This is a genomic window from Streptomyces sp. NPDC038280, assembly GCF_055600045.1.
In genome coordinates this window covers 23,223-43,412 of the sequence record NZ_JBVJYZ010000008.1, presented here as the reverse complement: position 1 = coordinate 43,412, position 20,190 = coordinate 23,223, and the positions used below count along the sequence as shown (strand labels likewise).

The 20,190-nt window shown below is 72.6% G+C and carries 12 protein-coding genes and 2 pseudogenes; 7 read left to right on the top strand and 7 right to left on the bottom strand.

The features are described from left to right. Positions 1 to 53: 53 nt before the first annotated feature. The 3 genes from ACZ7J0_RS18070 to ACZ7J0_RS18060 all read right to left on the bottom strand — a co-directional run bounded on the left by ACZ7J0_RS18070 (position 54) and on the right by ACZ7J0_RS18060 (position 7,200). A complete protein-coding gene (locus ACZ7J0_RS18070) occupies positions 54 to 1,514 on the bottom strand; it encodes a glutamate synthase subunit beta (RefSeq protein ID WP_470888434.1) in 1,461 nt (486 codons plus the stop codon). Further along, on the bottom strand, positions 1,507 to 6,066 hold the full coding sequence (gene gltB, locus ACZ7J0_RS18065) for a glutamate synthase large subunit (RefSeq protein WP_470888432.1): 4,560 nt from the start codon (positions 6,064 to 6,066) through the stop codon (positions 1,507 to 1,509). Before gltB ends, ACZ7J0_RS18070 begins: the two co-directional genes overlap by 8 nt. A 405-nt stretch (positions 6,067 to 6,471) precedes the next feature. Next, positions 6,472 to 7,200 (bottom strand): VIT1/CCC1 transporter family protein, encoded by a 729-nt coding sequence (locus tag ACZ7J0_RS18060; RefSeq protein WP_470888430.1) that lies wholly within the window; start codon positions 7,198 to 7,200, stop codon positions 6,472 to 6,474. A gap of 260 nt (positions 7,201 to 7,460) precedes the next feature. On the opposite strand from ACZ7J0_RS18060, the gene ACZ7J0_RS18055 reads away from it, so the two are divergent. The 7 genes from ACZ7J0_RS18055 to ACZ7J0_RS18025 all read left to right on the top strand — a co-directional run bounded on the left by ACZ7J0_RS18055 (position 7,461) and on the right by ACZ7J0_RS18025 (position 15,727). Then, positions 7,461 to 8,474 (top strand): ADP-ribosylglycohydrolase family protein, encoded by a 1,014-nt coding sequence (locus ACZ7J0_RS18055; RefSeq protein WP_470888428.1) that lies wholly within the window; start codon positions 7,461 to 7,463, stop codon positions 8,472 to 8,474. Then, positions 8,471 to 10,054, top strand: coding sequence for an ADP-ribosylglycohydrolase family protein (locus ACZ7J0_RS18050; RefSeq protein WP_470888426.1), 1,584 nt, complete (start codon positions 8,471 to 8,473; stop codon positions 10,052 to 10,054). Before ACZ7J0_RS18055 ends, ACZ7J0_RS18050 begins: the two co-directional genes overlap by 4 nt. A 104-nt stretch (positions 10,055 to 10,158) precedes the next feature. After that, positions 10,159 to 11,325: an ADP-ribosylglycohydrolase family protein gene (locus tag ACZ7J0_RS18045; RefSeq protein WP_470888424.1), complete on the top strand. Its 1,167-nt coding sequence runs from the start codon at positions 10,159 to 10,161 to the stop codon at positions 11,323 to 11,325. Positions 11,326 to 11,329: 4 nt separating this feature from the next. Continuing rightward, positions 11,330 to 12,799, top strand: a complete 1,470-nt coding sequence (locus ACZ7J0_RS18040) for an ADP-ribosylglycohydrolase family protein (RefSeq protein ID WP_470888422.1) — start codon at positions 11,330 to 11,332, stop codon at positions 12,797 to 12,799. Beyond that, complete coding sequence (gene rbsK, locus ACZ7J0_RS18035; RefSeq protein WP_470888420.1) at positions 12,796 to 13,704, top strand: ribokinase; 909 nt, start codon at positions 12,796 to 12,798, stop codon at positions 13,702 to 13,704. The genes ACZ7J0_RS18040 and rbsK overlap by 4 nt, the downstream gene beginning before the upstream one ends. Beyond that, complete coding sequence (locus tag ACZ7J0_RS18030) at positions 13,701 to 14,936, top strand: CaiB/BaiF CoA transferase family protein (RefSeq protein ID WP_470888418.1); 1,236 nt, start codon at positions 13,701 to 13,703, stop codon at positions 14,934 to 14,936. The genes rbsK and ACZ7J0_RS18030 overlap by 4 nt, the downstream gene beginning before the upstream one ends. Next, positions 14,933 to 15,727 (top strand): HpcH/HpaI aldolase/citrate lyase family protein, encoded by a 795-nt coding sequence (locus tag ACZ7J0_RS18025; RefSeq protein ID WP_470888416.1) that lies wholly within the window; start codon positions 14,933 to 14,935, stop codon positions 15,725 to 15,727. The genes ACZ7J0_RS18030 and ACZ7J0_RS18025 overlap by 4 nt, the downstream gene beginning before the upstream one ends. Before the next feature lie 243 nt (positions 15,728 to 15,970). Here the strand turns inward: ACZ7J0_RS18025 and lgt are convergent. The 4 genes and pseudogenes from lgt to trpB form a co-directional block, all read right to left on the bottom strand. Continuing rightward, positions 15,971 to 16,871, bottom strand: a pseudogene (gene lgt, locus ACZ7J0_RS18020) (prolipoprotein diacylglyceryl transferase); the annotation flags it as partial. A gap of 318 nt (positions 16,872 to 17,189) precedes the next feature. Further along, a pseudogene (locus ACZ7J0_RS18015) lies at positions 17,190 to 18,031 on the bottom strand (DsbA family protein); the annotation flags it as partial. A 37-nt stretch (positions 18,032 to 18,068) separates the two neighbouring features. Continuing rightward, the gene (gene trpA / locus ACZ7J0_RS18010) at positions 18,069 to 18,884 is read right to left on the bottom strand and encodes a tryptophan synthase subunit alpha (RefSeq protein ID WP_470888414.1); all 816 of its coding nucleotides are present in this window, start codon (positions 18,882 to 18,884) and stop codon (positions 18,069 to 18,071) included. Continuing rightward, positions 18,881 to 20,119 carry a tryptophan synthase subunit beta gene (trpB, locus tag ACZ7J0_RS18005; protein WP_470888412.1) on the bottom strand — a complete coding sequence of 413 codons (1,239 nt, stop codon included), beginning with the start codon at positions 20,117 to 20,119 and terminating at the stop codon, positions 18,881 to 18,883. The genes trpA and trpB overlap by 4 nt, the downstream gene beginning before the upstream one ends. Positions 20,120 to 20,190 lie beyond the last annotated feature (71 nt).

The window sequence follows — 20,190 nt, the reverse complement described above, 5'->3', positions numbered from 1 at the left end:
GATCAGTTCCGTACGCCGTTGTACGGGACATCCGTGGGGTCCTACGGCGTGGGCTAGACGGTCAGGGCCCGGTCCGTCGGGCGGATCGGAGCCGGCAGCTCGCTGGCGCCCGTCAGGTACCGGTCGACGCCGCGGGCCGCCGAGCGGCCCTCGGCGATCGCCCAGACGATCAGGGACTGGCCGCGGCCCGCGTCACCTGCGACGAAGACACCGTCGACGTTGGTGGCGAAGTCCGCGTCGCGCGCCACGTTGCCGCGCTCGTCGAGCTCCAGGCCGAACTGCGAGACCAGGCCGTTGGACTGGTCCGTGCCGGTGAAGCCCATGGCCAGGGTGACCAGCTGCGCCGGGATCTTCCGCTCGGTGCCCGGCTTCTGCTCCAGCTTGCCGTCCTTGAACTCGACCTCGACGAGGTGCAGGAACTGGACGTTGCCGTCCTCGTCGCCCTCGAAGTGGGTGGTGGAGACGGAGTAGACCCGCTCGCCGCCCTCCTCGTGCGCGGAGGTGACCTTGTAGAGCATCGGGAAGGTCGGCCAGGGCTGGCCGGCCGTCCGCTCCTCGCCCGGCTTGGGCATGATCTCCAGCTGCGTGACGGACGCCGCGCCCTGCCGGTGGGCCGTACCGACGCAGTCCGCGCCGGTGTCGCCGCCGCCGATGACGACGACGTGCTTGCCCTCGGCGGTGATGGGGGGCGCCACGAAGTCGCCCTCCTGCACCTTGTTGGCGAGCGGCAGGTACTCCATCGCGAAGTGGATGCCGTTCAGCTCACGGCCCGGGACGGGCAGGTCGCGGGAGACGGTCGCACCGGCCGCGATGACCACCGCGTCGTACCGGCGGCGCAGCTTCGCCGCGTCGATGTCGACGCCGATCTCCACCTCGGTACGGAACTTGGTGCCCTCCGCGCGCATCTGCTCGATGCGGCGGTTGATGTGCACCTTCTCCATCTTGAACTCGGGGATGCCGTAGCGCAGCAGTCCGCCGATGCGGTCGGCCCGCTCGTACACGGCGACCGTGTGACCGGCGCGGGTCAGCTGCTGGGCGGCGGCGAGACCCGCCGGGCCCGAGCCGATGACCGCGACGGTCTTGCCGGACAGGCGCTCCGGCGGCTGCGGGGTGACGTCGCCGGAGTCCCACGCCTTGTCGATGATCGAGACTTCGACGTTCTTGATGGTGACGGCCGGCTGGTTGATGCCGAGGACACACGCCGACTCGCAGGGAGCGGGGCACAGCCGCCCGGTGAACTCCGGGAAGTTGTTGGTCGCGTGGAGCCGCTCGGAAGCGGCGGACCAGTCCTCGCGGTACGCGTAGTCGTTCCACTCGGGGATCAGGTTCCCGAGCGGACATCCGTTGTGGCAGAACGGGATGCCGCAGTCCATGCAGCGTCCGGCCTGCTTGCTGATGATCGGCAGCAGGGAGCCGGGAACGTAGACCTCGTTCCAGTCCCTGAGCCGGTCACCGACGGGGCGGGTCTTGGCGACCTCGCGGCCGGTGGTCAGGAAGCCCTTGGGGTCAGCCATTGGTCGCCGCCTCCATCATCTTCTCGGTGGTCTCCTGCTCGGAGAGACCGGCGAGCTCAGCGGCGTCCTTGGCGGCGAGCACAGCCTTGTACGTGGTCGGGATGATCTTGCTGAAGCGGTCCACGTTCGCGGACCAGTCGGCAAGGAGCTTCTCGGCGACGGTGGAGCCCGTCTCCTCCTGGTGACGGCGCACGACATCGTGCAGCCACACCTGGTCGGCCTCGGTGAGCGTCTCGACGGCGGAGAGGTTCCCGGCGTTGACGTTGTCCCGGTCGAGGTCGATGACGTACGCGATACCACCCGACATACCGGCCGCGAAGTTGCGGCCCGTCTCGCCGAGGACGACCGCGTAGCCGCCGGTCATGTACTCGCAGCCGTGGTCGCCCACGCCCTCCGAGACGACGGTCGCGCCGGAGTTGCGGACGCAGAAGCGCTCGCCGGTGCGGCCCCGCAGGAACAGCTCACCGCCGGTGGCGCCGTACGCGATCGTGTTGCCCGCGATCGTCGAGTACTCGGCCAGGTGGTCGGCGCCCCGGTCCGGGCGGACGATCACGCGGCCGCCGGAGAGGCCCTTGCCGACGTAGTCGTTGGCGTCGCCCTCCAGGCGGAGCGTGACACCGCTCGGCAGGAAGGCGCCGAAGGACTGGCCGGCGGAGCCGGTGAAGGTGATGTCGATGGTGTCGTCGGGCAGGCCCGCTCCACCGAACTTCTTCGTCACCTCGTGGCCGAGCATGGTGCCGACCGTCCGGTTGATGTTGCGGATCGCGACCTGCGCGCGGACCGGCTGGGCGGCCTCGGCGGAGTCCGCGTTCAGGGCCTCGGCGGCGAGCTCGATCAGCTCGTTGTCGAGGGCCTTCTCCAGACCGTGGTCCTGCTCGATCAGCGCGTGGCGCACGGCGCCCTCGGGCAGCGCGGGCACGTGGAAGAGGGGCTCGAGGTCGAGGCCCTGGGCCTTCCAGTGCGTGACGGCGTTGCTGGTGTCGAGCAGCTCGGCGTGGCCGACGGCCTCTTCGATCGTGCGGAAGCCCAGCTCGGCGAGGAGCTCACGGACCTCCTCGGCGATGAACTCGAAGAAGTTGACGACGAACTCGGCCTTGCCGGAGAACCGGTCGCGCAGCACCGGGTTCTGCGTGGCGATACCGACCGGGCAGGTGTCCAGGTGGCAGACGCGCATCATGACGCAGCCGGAGACGACGAGCGGCGCGGTCGCGAAACCGAACTCCTCGGCGCCCAGCAGCGCGGCGATGACGACGTCGCGGCCGGTCTTGAGCTGGCCGTCGGTCTGCACCACGATCCGGTCGCGCAGGCCGTTGAGCAGCAGCGTCTGCTGGGTCTCGGCGAGGCCGAGCTCCCAGGGGCCGCCCGCGTGCTTCAGCGAGGTGAGCGGCGAGGCGCCCGTGCCGCCGTCGTGGCCGGAGATCAGGACGACGTCCGCGTGGGCCTTGGAGACACCCGCGGCGACGGTACCGACACCGACCTCGGAGACCAGCTTCACGTGGATGCGCGCGGCCGGGTTGGCGTTCTTGAGGTCGTGGATCAGCTGAGCCAGGTCCTCGATGGAGTAGATGTCGTGGTGCGGCGGCGGGGAGATCAGACCGACACCCGGGGTGGAGTGCCGGGTCTTGGCGACCCACGGGTAGACCTTGTGGCCGGGCAGCTGGCCGCCCTCGCCGGGCTTTGCGCCCTGGGCCATCTTGATCTGGATGTCGTCCGCGTTGACCAGGTACTCGCTCGTCACACCGAAGCGGCCGGAGGCGACCTGCTTGATGGAGGAGCGGCGCGCCGGGTCGTACAGGCGCTCCGGGTCCTCGCCGCCCTCACCGGTGTTGGACTTGCCGCCCAGCTGGTTCATGGCGATGGCGAGGGTCTCGTGCGCCTCCTGGGAGATGGAGCCGTACGACATGGCGCCCGTGGAGAAGCGCTTGACGATCTCGGAGACCGGCTCGACCTCGTCGAGGGGGATCGACGGGCGGTCGGAGGCGAAGCCGAAGAGGCCGCGCAGCGTCATCAGCCGCTCGGACTGCTCGTTCACCCGCTCGGTGTACTTCTTGAAGATGTCGTAGCGCCGGGTGCGCGTGGCGTGCTGGAGACGGAAGACCGTCTCCGGGTCGAACAGGTGCGGCTCACCCTCGCGACGCCACTGGTACTCGCCGCCTATGTCCAGCGCACGGTGCGCGGAGGGGACGCCGGAGGCGGGGTACGCCTTGGCGTGCCGGGCGGCGACCTCCTTGGCGACGACGTCGAGACCGGCTCCGCCGATCTTGGTGGCCGTGCCGTTGAAGTACTTCGCGACGAAGGCCTCGTCGAGGCCGACGGCCTCGAAGACCTGGGCGCCGCGGTAGGAGGCGACGGTCGAGATGCCCATCTTCGACATGACCTTGAGGACGCCCTTGCCGAGCGCGTAGATCAGGTTGCGGATGGCCTGCTCGGGCTCCAGACCCTCGATGAAGGTGCCGGCGCGGACCAGGTCCTCGACGGACTCCATCGCCAGGTACGGGTTGACCGCGGCGGCGCCGTAGCCGATGAGCAGCGCGACGTGGTGGACCTCGCGGACGTCACCGGCCTCGACGAGCAGACCCACCTGGGTGCGCTGCTTCGTACGGATGAGGTGGTGGTGGACCGCGGCGGTGAGCAGCAGCGACGGGATCGGCGCGTGCTCGGCGTCGGAGTGACGGTCGGAGAGCACGATCAGGCGCGCGCCGCCCTCGATGGCGGCGTCGGCCTCGGCGCAGATCTCCTCGATCCGGGCGGCGAGGGCGTCGCCGCCGCCGGAGACCCGGTAGAGACCGGACAGGGTCGCGGCCTTCATGCCGGGCATGTCGCCGTCGGCGTTGATGTGGATGAGCTTGGCCAGCTCGTCGTTGTCGATCACCGGGAAGGGCAGGGTGACGCTGCGGCACGACGCGGCGGTCGGCTCGAGCAGGTTGCCCTGCGGGCCCAGCGAGGAGCGCAGCGAGGTGACAAGCTCCTCGCGGATGGCGTCCAGCGGCGGGTTGGTGACCTGCGCGAAGAGCTGGGTGAAGTAGTCGAACAGCAGCCGGGGGCGCTCGGAGAGCGCGGCGATCGGCGAGTCCGTGCCCATGGAACCGAGCGGCTCACCGCCGGTGCGGGCCATCGGCGCGAGGATGACGCGCAGCTCTTCCTCGGTGTAGCCGAAGGTCTGCTGGCGCCGGGTGACCGAGGCGTGGGTGTGGACGATGTGCTCGCGCTCGGGGAGGTCCTCGAGCTCGATCTCGCCGGTCTCCAGCCACTCCTTGTACGGGAGCTCGGCGGCGAGGCCGGCCTTGATCTCGTCGTCCTCGATGATGCGGTGCTCGGCGGTGTCGACGAGGAACATCTTGCCGGGCTGGAGGCGGCCCTTGCGGACGACCTTGGCGGGGTCGATGTCGAGGACACCGACCTCGGAGGAGAGCACGACGAGTCCCTCGTCGGTCACCCAGTAGCGACCCGGGCGCAGACCGTTGCGGTCGAGGACCGCGCCGACCTGGACACCGTCGGTGAAGGTGACGCACGCCGGGCCGTCCCACGGCTCCATCATCGTGGCGTGGTACTGGTAGAACGCGCGCCGGTCCGGGTCCATGGAGTCGTGGTTCTCCCACGCCTCGGGGACCATCATCAGGACGCTGTGGGGCAGCGAGCGGCCGCCGAGGTGGAGCAGCTCCAGGACCTCGTCGAAGGAGGCGGAGTCGGAGGCGTCCGGGGTGCAGACCGGGAAGATCCGCTCGAGGTTCTCCGAGCCGAAGAGATCGGAGGCGAGCTGGGACTCGCGGGCCACCATCCAGTTGCGGTTGCCCTTGACCGTGTTGATCTCGCCGTTGTGCGCGACGAAGCGGTACGGGTGGGCGAGCGGCCAGCTCGGGAAGGTGTTCGTCGAGAACCGGGAGTGGACCAGCGCGACGGCGGTCGCGCAGCGGCGGTCCGACAGGTCCGGGAAGAAGGGCTCCAGCTGGCCGGTGGTCAGCATGCCCTTGTAGACGATCGTGCGGGCGGAGAGCGAGGGGAAGTACACCCCGGCCTCACGCTCGGCGCGCTTGCGCAGGACGAACGCCTTGCGGTCGAGGACGATGCCCTCGCTGGCGCCGTCGGCGACGAAGAGCTGCCGGAAGACCGGCATCGTGGCGCGCGCGGAGGCGCCGAGGAGCTCGGGGGCGACGGGGACGTCGCGCCAGCCGAGGACGGTCAGGCCTTCCTCGGCCGCGATCGCCTGGATCCGCTCGACGGCCTGTGCGGAGCCGTCGGCGGGAAGGAAGGCGATTCCGACGGCGTACGAGCCGGCGGCGGGAAGGTCGAAGTCGGTGACCTCGCGGAGGAACGCGTCCGGGACCTGGAACAGGATGCCCGCGCCGTCACCGGAATCAGGCTCGGAGCCGGTGGCGCCTCGGTGTTCCAGATTGCGCAGTACGGTCAGCGCCTGCTCGACCAGCGCGTGGCTGGCAACACCGGTGAGGGTGGCCACGAACCCGACGCCACAGGCGTCGTGTTCGTTACGGGGGTCGTACATCCCCTGCGGAGCAGGGCGACCGTCCATGGGCGACCAGGCGTCGGAACGCATGGGCTCTCCCGTCGTCGTCGTGGCATGTGCAAGTGCCGAGGGACGACGTTGGCCCTCAAGCTGAAATTTCGTGCAAGTTACATGATGGCTGGCTTCTCGCGGAACGGATAGCTCATTCCAACATGCGGACACCGCGCATGGGCGGCTGAGTGGGGTCACACGGGGACGAATCGGTGGTCCGGGATCTCCGGCGACCCGTCGCAGAGCAGGCTTCATTGCCCGCGGCGCTTACGCCTCATGCCCGGTGATTAAGGAATCGAAACCACCGGGTTACGACTACCTATGTCGTGGCACGCATAGTGTCTCACCGAGTCGGCCGTTCCGCCCAGGGAGATTCGTCACAGCGACGCCCCACGGACGCGGAAAGGCCCCCTCCGGGGGAGGGGGCCGACGCCTGGGACGCGGCTAGAGCGCCGCGCCGAAGAGCATGCCGAGGCCGTAGGTCACCGCCGCCGCGGCCCCACCGAGGACGAGCTGGCGCAGTCCGCTGAACCACCAGCTGCGGGCCGTGACCCGGGCCACCAGCGCACCGCACGCGAACAGGCCGAAGAGCGCCAGCAGCACCGCGGGCCACAGCGCGGTCGCGCCGAGCAGGTACGGCAGTACGGGCAGCAGCGCGCCCAGCGCGAAGGAGGCGAAGGACGACACGGCGGCGACGGTCGGCGACGGCAGGTCGTCCGGGTCGATGCCGAGCTCCTCGCGGGCGTGGATCTCCAGCGCCTGCTCGGGGTCCTTCGACAGCTGCATGGCGACCTCGCGGGCCAGCGCGGGCTCGACGCCCCGGGACACGTACAGCGCGGCCAGCTCCTCCATCTCGTCGATCGGGTGCTTGCGCAACTGGCGGCGCTCGACGTCCAGTTCGGCCTGGACGAGCTCGCGCTGGGAGGCGACGGAGGTGTACTCGCCGGCGGCCATGGAGAAGGCACCCGCCGCGAGTCCGGCGAGGCCGGTGATGACGAGGGTCTGCTGGGAGACCGCGCCGCCCGCGACACCGGTCATCAGGGCCAGGTTGGAGACGAGCCCGTCCATCGCGCCGAACACCGCGGGGCGCAGCCAGCCGCCGTTCACGTCGCGGTGCGTGTGGTTGTCGCGGTGCGCCGCGTGCAGTGTTGCCTCGGTCTCGATGATGGACACAGCTATCCCCTTGCTCTCAGCGGGTTCCGGTTGCCGGTAACAAGCCCCGCTCCCCCTCGACTTCCTCGAAAATACGCCCGATGTAAGGGTCCCGCCAGCAAGTAAGGCCTTACTTACGAAGGCGTGCCTCAGTATCCGTCGCCTTATCTGTCGCAGTGTCAGGCGGGTGACACCGGCGTTTGTCAGACTCCCCAGCCCTCGCGCGTGGCACAGATCCAGGAACCCGAGGTGCGCGGTACCGCGCGGGAAGGGACCACGCGATGGAGTCGATCGCAGGCGTACTCACGGCACACGACCTCCGTGAGCGGGCCCGGGGCGCGTTGCTGGGGCTGGCCGTCGGCGACGCGCTCGGAGCGCCCGCCGAGAATATGCGGCCCTCCGAGATCCGCCGCCAGTGGGGCCGTATCGAAGGGTTCGTCACGGACGACCCGGCGGGCACGGACGACACCGAGTACGCCATCTTCTCCGGGCTGCTGCTGGCCCGGCACGGCTCGGCACTGACCGTGCCGCACGTGGAGAAGGCCTGGCACCACTGGATCGCCGACCTGGACGAGGGTCCCTTCCGGGGAGCGGGGTTCAGCGAACGCGGAACGCTGGAGAACCTGCGCCGAGGTCTCGCCGCGCCCATCTCCGCCCAGCACCGCCACGCCTGGAGCGACGGGCTCGCCATGCGGGCGGCGCCGTTCGGGGTCTTCGCGCCGGGGCGCCCAGCGGAGGCGGCGCGGCTGGTCGCGATCGACGGCTGCGTCAGCCACGACGGCGAGGGCATCTACGGCGGCCAGGCCGTCGCTGCGGGCGTCGCGGCGGCGATGTCCGGCGCGGGCGTGGCCTCGGTCATCGCCGCGGCCCTGTCCGTCGTGCCGATGGACTCCTGGACGGCCCGCTCGATGCGCCGCGCGGTGGTCGCGGCGCAGCGCGTCCAGCCGGACGCCCTCAGCCGCGAACGCGCGGTCCGCTCCGCGGTGGTGATCGGCGGCTATCCGTGGACGGACCTGGCGCCGGAGGCGGTCGGCCTGGCGTTCGGCGCGTTCGCCTCGGCCCGCGGGGACTTCCGCACGGCGGTCCTGACGGCCGTCAACATGGGCCGCGACGCCGACACCACGGCGGCGGTCGCGGGCGCCCTGGCCGGTGCGATGTCCGGCGAGGCGGCGATCCCGCCGGACTGGGCGTGCGCGATCGGCCCGGTGCGCGGCAGCTGCCTCCCGTCGATGCGGGGCTACCACGTCCTGGACATCGCGGACCTGCTGACCCCGGACGAGGAGGCGGCGTCATGACCGAGGACACCACCACGGCGACGGGCGGCGGTGCCGCCGGGCGGCACGGGGTGACCCGGCCCCGGGAACGGGACGCCGCGACGGGAGACACCCGCGCCGACGCCCCGTGCCCCACCCCGGTGACCGGCCCCCTGACCACCCCCACCCCGCACCCGACCGCCCTGGAGCCGGGCGCCGATGCCCCGGGACTGCACCACGACACCCTCACCCCGGCCCCGCACCAGGCCGCCGCGACCGACACCCGCGCCGACGCCCCGTGCCCCACCCCGGTGACCGGCCCCCTGACCACCCCCACCCCGCACCCGGACGACCCGGGCCCGCACCAGGCCGCCCCGGCAGCCGCCCCGGAGCCGGGCGCCGTCACCGAGGACGTCCGCGTCGACGCCCCTGAGCCCGCCCGGGCGCCCGGCGCCCCCGTGCCGGGGGTCGCCTCGCGGATCGAGGGGCTTCTGCTCGGGCTCGCCGCCGGGGACGCCGCCGGGTGGCCCGCCGCGCGGCATCGGGCCGCGCGGATGCCCGAGTGGACCCGCAGGCTGACCCGGGAGCTCGACACCTTCGCCGAGCAGAACGCCACGACCACGCTCCCCGTGCCCATCGCCCTCAACCAGCCCCCCGAGCCGCTCCGCCTCGGCCCCTCGGACGACGCCGAATGGGCCGCGTTCACCGCCGAGGCCGTGCTCTCCGCCGCCGGCGGTCTTTTCCGGGGCCTCTCCCCCGCCCACCGCCTGCGCGCCGCCGTCGATCTCGCCTGGAACTCCCTCGCCGGCCAGATCGCCGCCGCCGCCGACCGCGCCCCCGAAGTCGAGTCGGCGGTGCTTCCCCTCCGCGCCCGGATCTCCGTACGCGCCGGGCTCGGCAACCTCGCCACCGGCCTGCGCCCGCCCGCCACCGGCCACGACAACCCGCACTACTTCGACGACGCCGCCTGCGTCCGCGCCGCCGTCCTCGCCGTGGTCCATCCGGGCGACCCGCACGCCGCCGCCGAGCTCGCCGAGTTCGACGCCCGCTACACCCAGGACGGCGACGGGGTGCACGGCGCCCGTGCCATGGCCGCGGCCGTCGCCGCCGCGCTCGGCGGGGCACCGGTCGACGAGGCGGTCGACGCCGCCCTGGCGCAGCTCCCGCCCGCCACCGAGATCGGCCGCAACGCCCAGCACGCGGTGAAGACCGCGCGCGACGCGGCCGACGCCTTCGAACTGGTCCCGATCCTGGAGCACCAGATCGTCGACCACGTCTACAGCTACGGCATCGCCGCCGCCGAGACCGTCCCCGTCGCCCTCGCCCTGGCCGTCGCCTCGCGCGGCCGGGTCGCCGGGGCCGTACCCGCCGCCGCCTGCCTGTCCCGGGTCGCGGACTCCGCGCCCGCCCTCGCCGGGGCGCTCACCGGCGCGCTCGGCGGCGGGGACTCCGTCCCGGCCACCTGGCGGGACGCCTGCCGCACGCTGGCGGGCTGCGCCCTGCCCCGCCTCGCCGGTACGGATCTCGTCCTCCTCGCCCAGCGCCTCGCGCATCTGTCCCACCCGCGCCCCCACCCGGATCCGCACGCGCGCGCCGACCGGGCCCAGCGCCACGCGCCGTAACCAGCCCGGGGCTCCCGCCCCTCCCCGCGCCACCGATCCGACTCCACGGCGATCCCGGGCGTGAGATTCCCCGCCCACGGTCACCCCGGGTGGACAATCCCGACATGACGACCGTACTGACCACAGCCACGCTCACTCTCGAAGACCGGATCACGGGCAGTCTCGTCGGAGCGGCCGTCGGTGACGCGCTCGGCGGCCCGGTCGAGGGATACACCCCCGACCAGATCGCCGAGCGCCACGGCGGCCGTGTCACCGGCATCGTCGGCCCGTGGAACGGCGACGCATGGCGCACCGCCCGCCCGATCGCGCCGTACCACAAGGGAAACGGGCACGTCACCGACGACACCCTGATGACCCATGCGCTGGTCCGGGTGTACGGGACGGTGCGCGACCACCTGGACGCGTACGCCGTCGCCGACCACCTCGTCCCCGACCTCATCTCCACACCCCGCTGGATCCCGGAACTGGAGGCCGAGGCGCTGCCGCTCCAGCGGATCTTCCTCGCCGAGAAGTGGCTGGTCGCGCGGTTGCACTACGGCCATGTCGACCCGCGCGAGGCAGGCAGCGGGAACATGGTCAACTGCGGCGCCGCGATGTACATGGCCCCCGTCGGACTGGTCAACGCCGCCAACCCGCAGGCCGCGTACGCCGAGGCCCTCGACATCGCCGGCGCCCACCAGTCCTCGTACGGCCGGGAGGCCGCGGGCGTCTTCGCGGCGGCGGTCGCGGCGGCGTGCGTCCCCGACGCCACGCCCGCCTCGGTCCTCGAGACCGTGCTGTCCCTGGCCAAGGACGGCACATGCGCGGCGATCGAGGCCGTGGCCGAAGTGGCCGAACGGTACTCGGACTTCGAGCCGGCGCTGGGTCCGCTGCGCGAGGCGGTGGCTCCGTTCGACACGGTCGGCCCGGACTACCGTGCCCCGTCGTTGGGCGCCCGGCGGCCCTCCCGCCTCCACTCGATCGAGGAGCTGCCCGTCGCCCTGGGCATGCTGCTGATCGGCGGTGGCGACTACAGCCGTACGGTCCTGGGCGCGGTCAACTACGGCCGCGACTGCGACTCCATCGCGACGATGGCGGGCGCCGTGGCGGGCGCGCTGCACGGCGAGGCGGCGGTCCCCGGGGCGTGGTCGGAGCGGGTCGCCGAGGCCAGCCGTCTCGATCTGCGCGCGCCCGCGGGTGTACTGGCGGAGGTGACCCGGGAGATCTTCGCCCGCGACACGGACCGCCGCCGGGCCCACGAGTCCGCGTTCGGCCGGCTGGCGGGGGCGTGAGGGGATGACGCTGCGTCTCACCTGGGTGCAGCCGGAGGATCTGCTCGGGCACGAGCTGCGCCAGGCGGCCGAGGACGGCCGTGACGCCCGGGCCATCGCCTCCCGCTGGCGCTCGGCCGGCGGCCGGCCCGCCCCCGCGACGGCGGGCACCTCCCCCGAAGCCTCCCCCCACCTCCGCGCGCTCGCGGAGCGCCTGCTCGACGAACTCGCCGTACTGCCGAGCCCGTTGTCCCGCAGCGAGCCGACGCCCTTCGACGCGATCAAGGAGGCCTGCCCGAACTGGCCGGACGCCGGACGTCCGGCCGCCCCCGCGCCCCACCCCACCGGTCGCCTCCGGCCGCCGGCCCCCCTCCCCACGACCGCGCCGGAGCCCTCCGCGCCGGGCCGCGCGGCTCCCGGCGGGACGGCGGCGGAACCCACCCTCCTCCAGCGGCTGCACGCCGCCTGGCTCGGCCGCGCCGCCGGCTGTCTGCTGGGCAAGCCCGTCGAGAAGCTTCCCCTCCACGCCATCCGCGCCCTCGCCCGCGCCACCGGCAACTGGCCGCTCAGCACGTGGTTCACCGCCCGTGGGGTCCCCGCTGAGCTCAAGGCGGCCCACCCCTGGAACCGTCGCTCCGCGGCCACCTCCCTCGCCGAGACCATCGACGGGATGCCCGAGGACGACGACCTCAACTACCCGCTGCTCGATCTGCTGCTGCTCCAGCGCCACGGCCCCGGCTTCACCACCGCCGACGTCGCCCGCCTGTGGCTGGACGAGCTGCCGGCCGGGCGGACGTTCACCGCCGAGCGGATCGCGTACCGCAATCTCCTCGACGGCGTCGAGCCGCCGTTCACCGCCTCGCGCCGCAACCCGTTCCGGGAGTGGATCGGCGCGCAGATCCGGGCCGACGTCCACGGCTGGACGCACCCGGGCGATCCGGCCGCGGCCGCCGAGCAGGCGTACCGCGACGCCGCGCTCACCCACACCGGCAACGGCGTGTACGGCGCCATGTTCGTCGCCGCGACCCTCGCCACCGCCGCGACGGGCACCGCCGACGTCCATCAGGCGCTCGCCGCCGGCCTCCTCGTCGTCCCGCCCCGCTCGCGGCTCGCCCAGGCGGTCCGTCTCGGCATCGAGACCGCCGCCACGCACCGCGACTTCGACGCCGTCGTGGACCGTCTGCACTCCGCCCTCGGCACGTACCACTGGGTCCATGCCGTCCCCAACGCCGCACTCCTCGCGGCCGCCCTGACCCACGCGGACGGTGACTTCTCCCGCTCGATCTGCGCGGCCGTCTCGGGCGGCTGGGACACCGACTCCAACGGCGCCACCGCCGGCTCCGTCGCCGGTCTCCTCGCGGGCAGCCCCGACCGCATCCCCGACCCTTGGACGGCCCCGCTGAAGAACCGCCTCTCCACCTCCGTCGCCACCTTCGACGGCATCGGCTTCGACACCCTCGCAGAACTCACGCACCGGGAGGTACGGACCGCATGACCAACATCGTCGTGCTCGGCAGTACGAACATGGACCTCGTCGCGTACGTCCCCAGGGCCCCCGCGCGCGGAGAGACCGTCACCGGCCGGGAGTTCCGTACGATCCCCGGCGGCAAGGGGGCCAACCAGGCCGTGGCGGCCGCCCGCGCCGGTGCCGAGGTGGCGCTCATCGGCGCCGTCGGCACGGATGACTTCGGCGTACGGCTGCGCGCCTCGCTCGACGGAGCCGGCGTCGACACCGATCTGCTGCGCACCGCCGAGGGCGCCTCCGGCACCGCCCATATCGTCGTCGACGACGAGGGGTCGAACGCCATCGTGGTGATCCCCGGCGCGAACGGCTCGGTCACCTCCCTGACCCCGGGCGACGAGGCACTCATCGCAACGGCCGACGCGCTGCTCCTCCAGCTGGAGCTGCCCCTGTCCGCCGTGACCGACGGCGCGCGGGCGGCCCGGCGCCTCGGTGTCCGGACGATCCTGACCCCGGCGCCCGCTCAGCCCCTGCCACCGGAACTGCTCGCCGCCACCGACCTGTTGGTGCCGAACGAGCACGAGGCCGCCGCCCTCACCGGCCTCTCGGACCCGCGCGCGGCAGCCGAGGCTCTGCTGCGGGACGTCCCCGAGGTGGTCATCACCCTCGGCGCGCGGGGCAGCCTCCACGCGGCTCGCGGAACCGACCCGGTCACCGTCCCCGCGCCGCAGGTCCACGCCGTCGACACCACGGCGGCGGGCGACACGTTCGTCGGGGCGCTGGCCGTCGCGCTGGCCGAGGGCCGTCCGGTGCCCCGGGCGCTCGCCTGGGCCTCGTCGGCCGCCGCGCTCTCCGTACAGCGCCCGGGGGCCTCGTCGTCGATGCCGTACCGCTCCGAGTTCGACAGTGAGGCCGACACCGAAATGGACGCCGTATGACGACCGACCCGATCACCGACACGATCGCCGGGCCGGCGGCCGAGCCGGCCGCGCCGCTGCGGGGCCTGCGTGTCCTCGATCTCGCCACGCTCTTCGCCGGGCCCATCGCCGCCACGATGCTCGGCGACTTCGGCGCCGACGTCATCAAGATCGAGCATCCCCGCAGGCCCGATCCGTCCCGCGGCCACGGCCCCACCAAGGACGGCGTCGGCCTCTGGTGGAAGGTGCTGGGGCGCAACAAGCGCACGGTCACCCTCGATCTCTCCACCTCCGGCGGCCGCGACACCCTGCTCAGGCTGGCCGCCACCGCCGATGTCGTCATCGAGAACTTCCGCCCGGGGACCCTGGAGCGGTGGGGACTCGGCTGGGAGGAACTCTCCACCGTCAACCCGCGGCTGGTGCTGACTCGGGTCACCGGCTTCGGCCAGTTCGGCCCGTACGCGCACCGCCCCGGCTTCGGCACGCTGGCCGAGGCGATGAGCGGCTTCGCGGCCATCACCGGAGAGCCGGAGGGCCCGCCGACCCTGCCGCCGTTCGGCCTCGCGGATTCGATCGCGGGGCTGGCGACGGCCTACGCGGTGATGACCGCGCTCGCCGCCCGCACGGCCACCGGGCGCGGCCAGGTGGTCGACATGGCGATCATCGAGCCGATCCTGGCGGTCATCGGCCCGCAGCCGCTCTGGTACGACCAGCTCGGTTACGTCCAGCCGCGCACCGGAAACCGCTCCCGCAACAACGCCCCCCGCAACACCTACCGCACCGCCGACGGCTGCTGGGTCGCTGTCTCCACCTCCGCCCAGTCGGTCGCCGAGCGGGTGATGCGGCTGGTCGGCCGGCCGGAGCTGATCGACGAGCCCTGGTTCGCGGAGGGCACGACCCGCGCGGCGCACTGCGACGTCCTCGACGAGGCCGTCGGTTCCTGGGTCGCCCGGCACACCCGGGAGGAGGCGATGGCCGCGTTCGAGAAGGCCGAGGCGGCGATCGCGCCGGTGTACGACATCCGGGACGTGATGGACGACCCGCAGTACCGCGCCCTGGACACCGTCACCGAGGTCGCGGACCCCGAGCTGGGGCCGATCCGGATGCAGAACGTCCTCTTCAGGCTCTCCGAGACCCCGGGCGCCATCCGCTGGGCCGGCCGCCCGCACGGCGCGGACACCGCCGAGGTCCTCGCCGAGCTGGGTCTCTCCGCCGCCCAGATCACCGCCCTGTCCACCGAAGGCGCGCTATGACGATCCCCCTGACCTGGCTCTACGCCCCCGGCGACCGTCCCGACACCGTCCGCAAGGCCCTCTCCAGCGGCGCCGACGTGGTCGTCGTCGACCTGGAGGACGCGGTGGCCCCGGACCGCAAGGCGTACGCGCTCGCCGCCACCGTCGAGCTCCTCGCCGCCCCGCACGAGGTCCCCGTGCACGTCCGCGTCCACGCCCCGTCGGACATCACCGCCCTGCACGGGCTGCCCGGTCTGGCCTGCCTGCGGCTGCCGAAGACCGACGTCCCGGCCCAGATCCACCACGTCGCCCGTCTCGCCCCCGGTACGCCGCTTCTCCCGCTCATCGAATCCGCTCTCGGCGTCGAGCACGCGTACGCCCTCGCCACCGCCCACCCCGACGTCCAGGGCCTCGCGCTCGGCGAGGCCGACCTCCGCGCCGACCTCGGGGTACGGAACGACGCCGGGCTCGCCTGGCCGCGCAGCCGGGTCGTGGTGGCCGCCCGTGCGGCGCGTCTGCCCCCGCCCGCCCAGTCGGTCCACACCGACGTGCGCGACCTGGAGGGGCTCGCGGCGAGCTGCGCCGCGGGCCGGGCGCTGGGCTTCGTGGGGCGCGCGGCGATCCATCCGCGGCAGCTGCCAGTGATCGAGCGGGCGTATCTGCCCACGGACGGGGAGGTGGCGTCGGCGGAGGAGATCGTCAGGGCGGCGGCCGTCGACGAGGGCGCCCAGGCACTCCCGGACGGCCGGTTCGTCGACGCGGCCCTGGTGGCGCTCGCGTACCGCACACTCATGCTGGCCGACCGGCTCTGACCGCGCGACACCCGCCCCGCACACTTACTCCGGCCTGCCGGATCTCACCCCGCGACACGCGCACTCACACACGCACTCACACACGCACGGGGCCGCCGGAACCTCTCGGTCCCGGCGGCCCCGTACGGAAACCGCTGCCCGGTCAGCCCAGGGCGGGCTTGCCAGCGTCGGCGTCGGCCGTCGTGGCTTCGGAGGAGGGCTCCGGACCGGCCTGCGGACCTGCGTCCTCGACCGGACCGGGGTCGTCGCCCGCGCCGTTCGCGGACTCCTCGTCCCGGGCCTCGGTGCCCTCGTCCTTCGCGCCCTCGTCCTTCGCCGTGGTGTCCGTGTCCTTCAGCGGCTCCACGATCGCCTCGCGGCCGGGCCGCACCCGGGCCGAGATCACCATGTAGATCACCGCCAGGACGAAGACAATGATCGCGGTCCACACATTGAGCCGCAGACCCAGCACGTGGTGCGCCTCGTCGACGCGCATGTACTCGATCCAGGCCCGGCCCGTGCAGTACGCCGCCACGTAGAGGGCGAAGGCGCGGCCGTGTCCCAGCGTGAAGCGGCGGTCCGCCCAGATCACCAGGAGCGCCACACCGACGCACCACAGCGACTCGTAGAGGAAGGTGGGGTGGTAGAGACCGGCCTCGCGGTTCGCGCTCGCGGTGATCTTGAGCGCCCAGGGGAGGTCGGTGGGCTTGCCGTACAGCTCCTGGTTGAACCAGTTGCCCCAACGGCCGATGGCCTGCGCGAAGGCGACACCCGGGGCCAGCGCGTCGGCCCAGGCCGGCAGCGGGATCCCGCGGCGCCGGCAGCCGATCCACGCGCCGACCGCGCCCAGCGCGATCGCGCCCCAGATCCCGAGGCCGCCCTCCCAGATCTTGAAGGCGTCGACCCAGTCCTCACCCTCGCTGAAGTACAGCTGGTAGTCGGTGATGACGTGGTAGAGACGGCCGCCGACGAGGCCGAAGGGCACCGCCCAGACGGCGATGTCGGCCACGGTGCCGGCTGTACCGCCGCGGGCGATCCAGCGCTTGTTGCCGTACCAGACGGCGACGAAGACACCGATGATGATGCAGAAGGCGTAGCCGCGCAGCGGGAGTGGTCCGACCTGGAGCACTCCGGTCGACGGGCTGGGAATGTAGGCAAGGTCCATGGCAGACCCGACGCTACCGTGCCGAGTGGGCTGTGGGGCAACCCTCCCCCCGCTTTCCTGTGCGGGGACCCCCGGGAGACGACTCCGCGGGGGTCCCGGAACGCCCGGCCGGGAGGCTCAGCCGGCGGACGGCGCGCCCGCCCCCTCACGGGTGGTCGCCCCCTGGGGGGAGCCCGGGTTCTCGTGGATGCCCGAGCTCTTCCGGGTGCCCGCGTCCCCGTCGGTGCCGGAGCTCTTCCCGGTGCCCGCGTCCCCGTGAGCGCCCGTGCCCTGGTGGGAGCCGGAGTCCTTGCCGGAATCGGCGCCCTCGGGGGACTCCGCGCCGCTGTCGCCACCCGCCGCGGGCTTCTTGCCCTTGTTCGCCTGCGCGACCCACTTCTTCAGGTTCTCCGGGGAGATCTGCTCGTTCCCCTTGACCGGGAAGACCGACTCGCCGTTGAGCAGCACGCTCGGGGTGCCCTGGAAGTCACCCTTGCGGAACGCTTCGCTGGACTTGGTGACCCAGCCGTCGTGCCTGCCCTCCTGCACACAGCTGCGGAAGGCGGGCGTGTCGAGCCCCTTCACCTTGGCCGCGAGCTCGAGCAGCTTGTCGTTCTTGGCGAAGGCGTCGTCGCTCTCGGGCGGCTGGTTCCGGTAGAGCACATCGTGGTACGGCGTGAACTTCCCGGCATCCTGGGCGCACGCGGCGGCGTTCGCCGCGCGCAGCGAGCCGCTGCCGCCCATGTTGCCGTCGATGATGGTGGCGAGGTGGTACTCGACCTTGAGCTGCTTCTTGGCCTCCAGCTCGTGGATCGTGTCCCGGAACGCGTTCTCGAAGGAGGCACAGGCCGGGCAGCGGAAGTCCTCCCAGACCGTGAGCGTGGACGGCGCGTCGGCGGCGCCCGTCGGGATCGCCAGCCGCTCGTCGCCGTTGGCGCCGGTGGGGGCGACGACGGGTCCGGTGGCGGTCGAATCGCCCTTGCCCCCGCTGTTGGCCGCGATCAGCCCGACGACGGCGGCCAGTCCGAGGACTCCCACCACGGCGGACGACACGATCAGCAGACGCCGGCGCTTCTCGCGCGCCTTCTCCCGCTCGCGCTCCTGTTGGAGCCGCTCCCGCGCGCTCCGCTTCTCTTCACGGTTGTTGTCGCTCACGCCACAGCAACGAACCGGGGAGGCACCTGCGCGCCTCCCCGGTCCCAGATCCACCCTTATGGGCTACCGAACCCGGCGTACGCCCTCGGCGAGTTCGGCCGCCAGTTCCCTTACGGCCGCGAGGCCGGCCGCGTGGTCGTCGGCGTCCAGCATGCGCTTGACGAAGGCGGAGCCGACGATGACGCCGTCGGCGAAGTCCGCGACCTCGGCGGCCTGCTTGGCGTTCGACACGCCGAGGCCGACGCAGACGGGCAGCGGCGAGGTGGCACGCGTCCGGCGGACGAGGTCCGCGGCCTGTTCTCCGACCGACTCACGGGTACCGGTGACGCCCATGAGCGAGGCCGCGTAGACGAAGCCGGAACCGGCCGCCGTGATGGTGGCCAGGCGCGCGTCCTTGCTGCTCGGCGCGACGACGAAGACGGTGGCGAGACCGTGCTTGTCGGCGTGCTCCCTCCAGGTGGCGGACTCCTGGACCGGGAGGTCGGGCAGGATGCATCCCGCGCCGCCGGCGGCCGCCAGCTCCTCGGTGAACCGGGCGATCCCGTACCGGTCGATGGGGTTCCAGTACGTCATCACCAGGACCGGCTTCCCGGTCGCCTCGAAGGCCTCCCGGACGGTGCGCATCACGTCGGCGATCTTGACGCCGCCGCGCAGGGCGATGTCGTCGGCGGTCTGGATGACCGGCCCGTCGAGGACCGGGTCGCTGTGCGGCAGGCCCACCTCGACGATGTCCGCGCCTCCGTCGAAGGCGGCCTTGACCGCTTCGATGCCGCCGTCGACGGTCGGGAAGCCGGCCGGGAGGTAGGCGATGAGCGCGGCCCGGTTCTCGGACGCGGCCCCTGCCAGGGTGTCGCTCAACAGCTGGATGTTGCCGCTCACTTGGAGCCCTCCCCGTCGTACAGCCCGAAGTAGCGGGCGGCCGTGTCCATGTCCTTGTCGCCGCGGCCGGACAGGTTGACGATGATCAGCCCGTCCTTGCCGAGTTCCTTGCCGACCTCCAGCGCACCGGCCAGCGCGTGCGCGGACTCGATGGCCGGGATGATGCCCTCCGTGCGGGACAGCAGCCGCAGGGCCTGCATGGCCGCGTCGTCGGTCACGGCGCGGTACTCGCCCCGGCCGGTGTCCTTGAGGTACGCGTGCTCGGGGCCGATGCCCGGGTAGTCCAGACCGGCCGAGATCGAGTACGGCTCGGTGATCTGGCCCTCGTCGTCCTGGAGGACGTACGACCGCGAGCCGTGCAGGATGCCCGGTTCGCCGGCGGTCAGGGTCGCCGCGTGCTCGCCGGTCTCGACGCCGTGCCCGGCCGGCTCGCAGCCGACGAGGCGGACTTCCGTGTCCGGGATGAAGGCGTGGAAGAGACCGATGGCGTTGGAGCCACCGCCGACGCAGGCGACGGCGGCGTCGGGGAGCCGTCCGGCCCGCTCCAGGATCTGGCGGCGGGCCTCGACTCCGATGACACGGTGGAAGTCGCGGACCATGGCCGGGAAGGGGTGCGGGCCCGCGACCGTGCCGAAGAGGTAGTGCGTGCGGTCGACGTTGGCGACCCAGTCGCGGAACGCCTCGTTGATGGCGTCCTTGAGGGTGCGGCTGCCGGACGTCACCGGGATGACCTCGGCGCCGAGCATCCGCATCCGGGCGACGTTCAGCGCCTGGCGCTGGGTGTCGATCTCGCCCATGTAGATGGTGCACTCGAGGCCGAAGAGCGCGCAGGCGGTGGCGGTGGCGACACCGTGCTGCCCGGCGCCGGTCTCGGCGATGACGCGGGTCTTGCCCATGCGCTTGGTGAGCAGGGCCTGGCCGAGCACGTTGTTGATCTTGTGCGAGCCGGTGTGGTTGAGGTCCTCCCGCTTGAGGAAGACCCGTGCGCCACCGGCGTGTTCGGCGAACCGGGGCACCTCGGTGAGGGCGCTGGGGCGGCCGGTGTAGTTGACCATCAGGTCGTTGAGCTCGGCGGCGAAGGCCGGGTCGGACTTGGCCTTGTCGTACTCGACGGCGACCTCATCGACGGCGGCCACCAGGGCCTCCGGGATGAACTTGCCTCCGTAGGCGCCGAAGTAGCCCTCGGCACTGGGGACTTGACCCTCGGGGTCCGGAATGAAGAACTCGCTGGACATGCGACATGCTCCTCGCGGGGCGTGGTGCCCCGGACAACGGGCTGAAGGTGGTCACGGTATGCGCGCGCGCC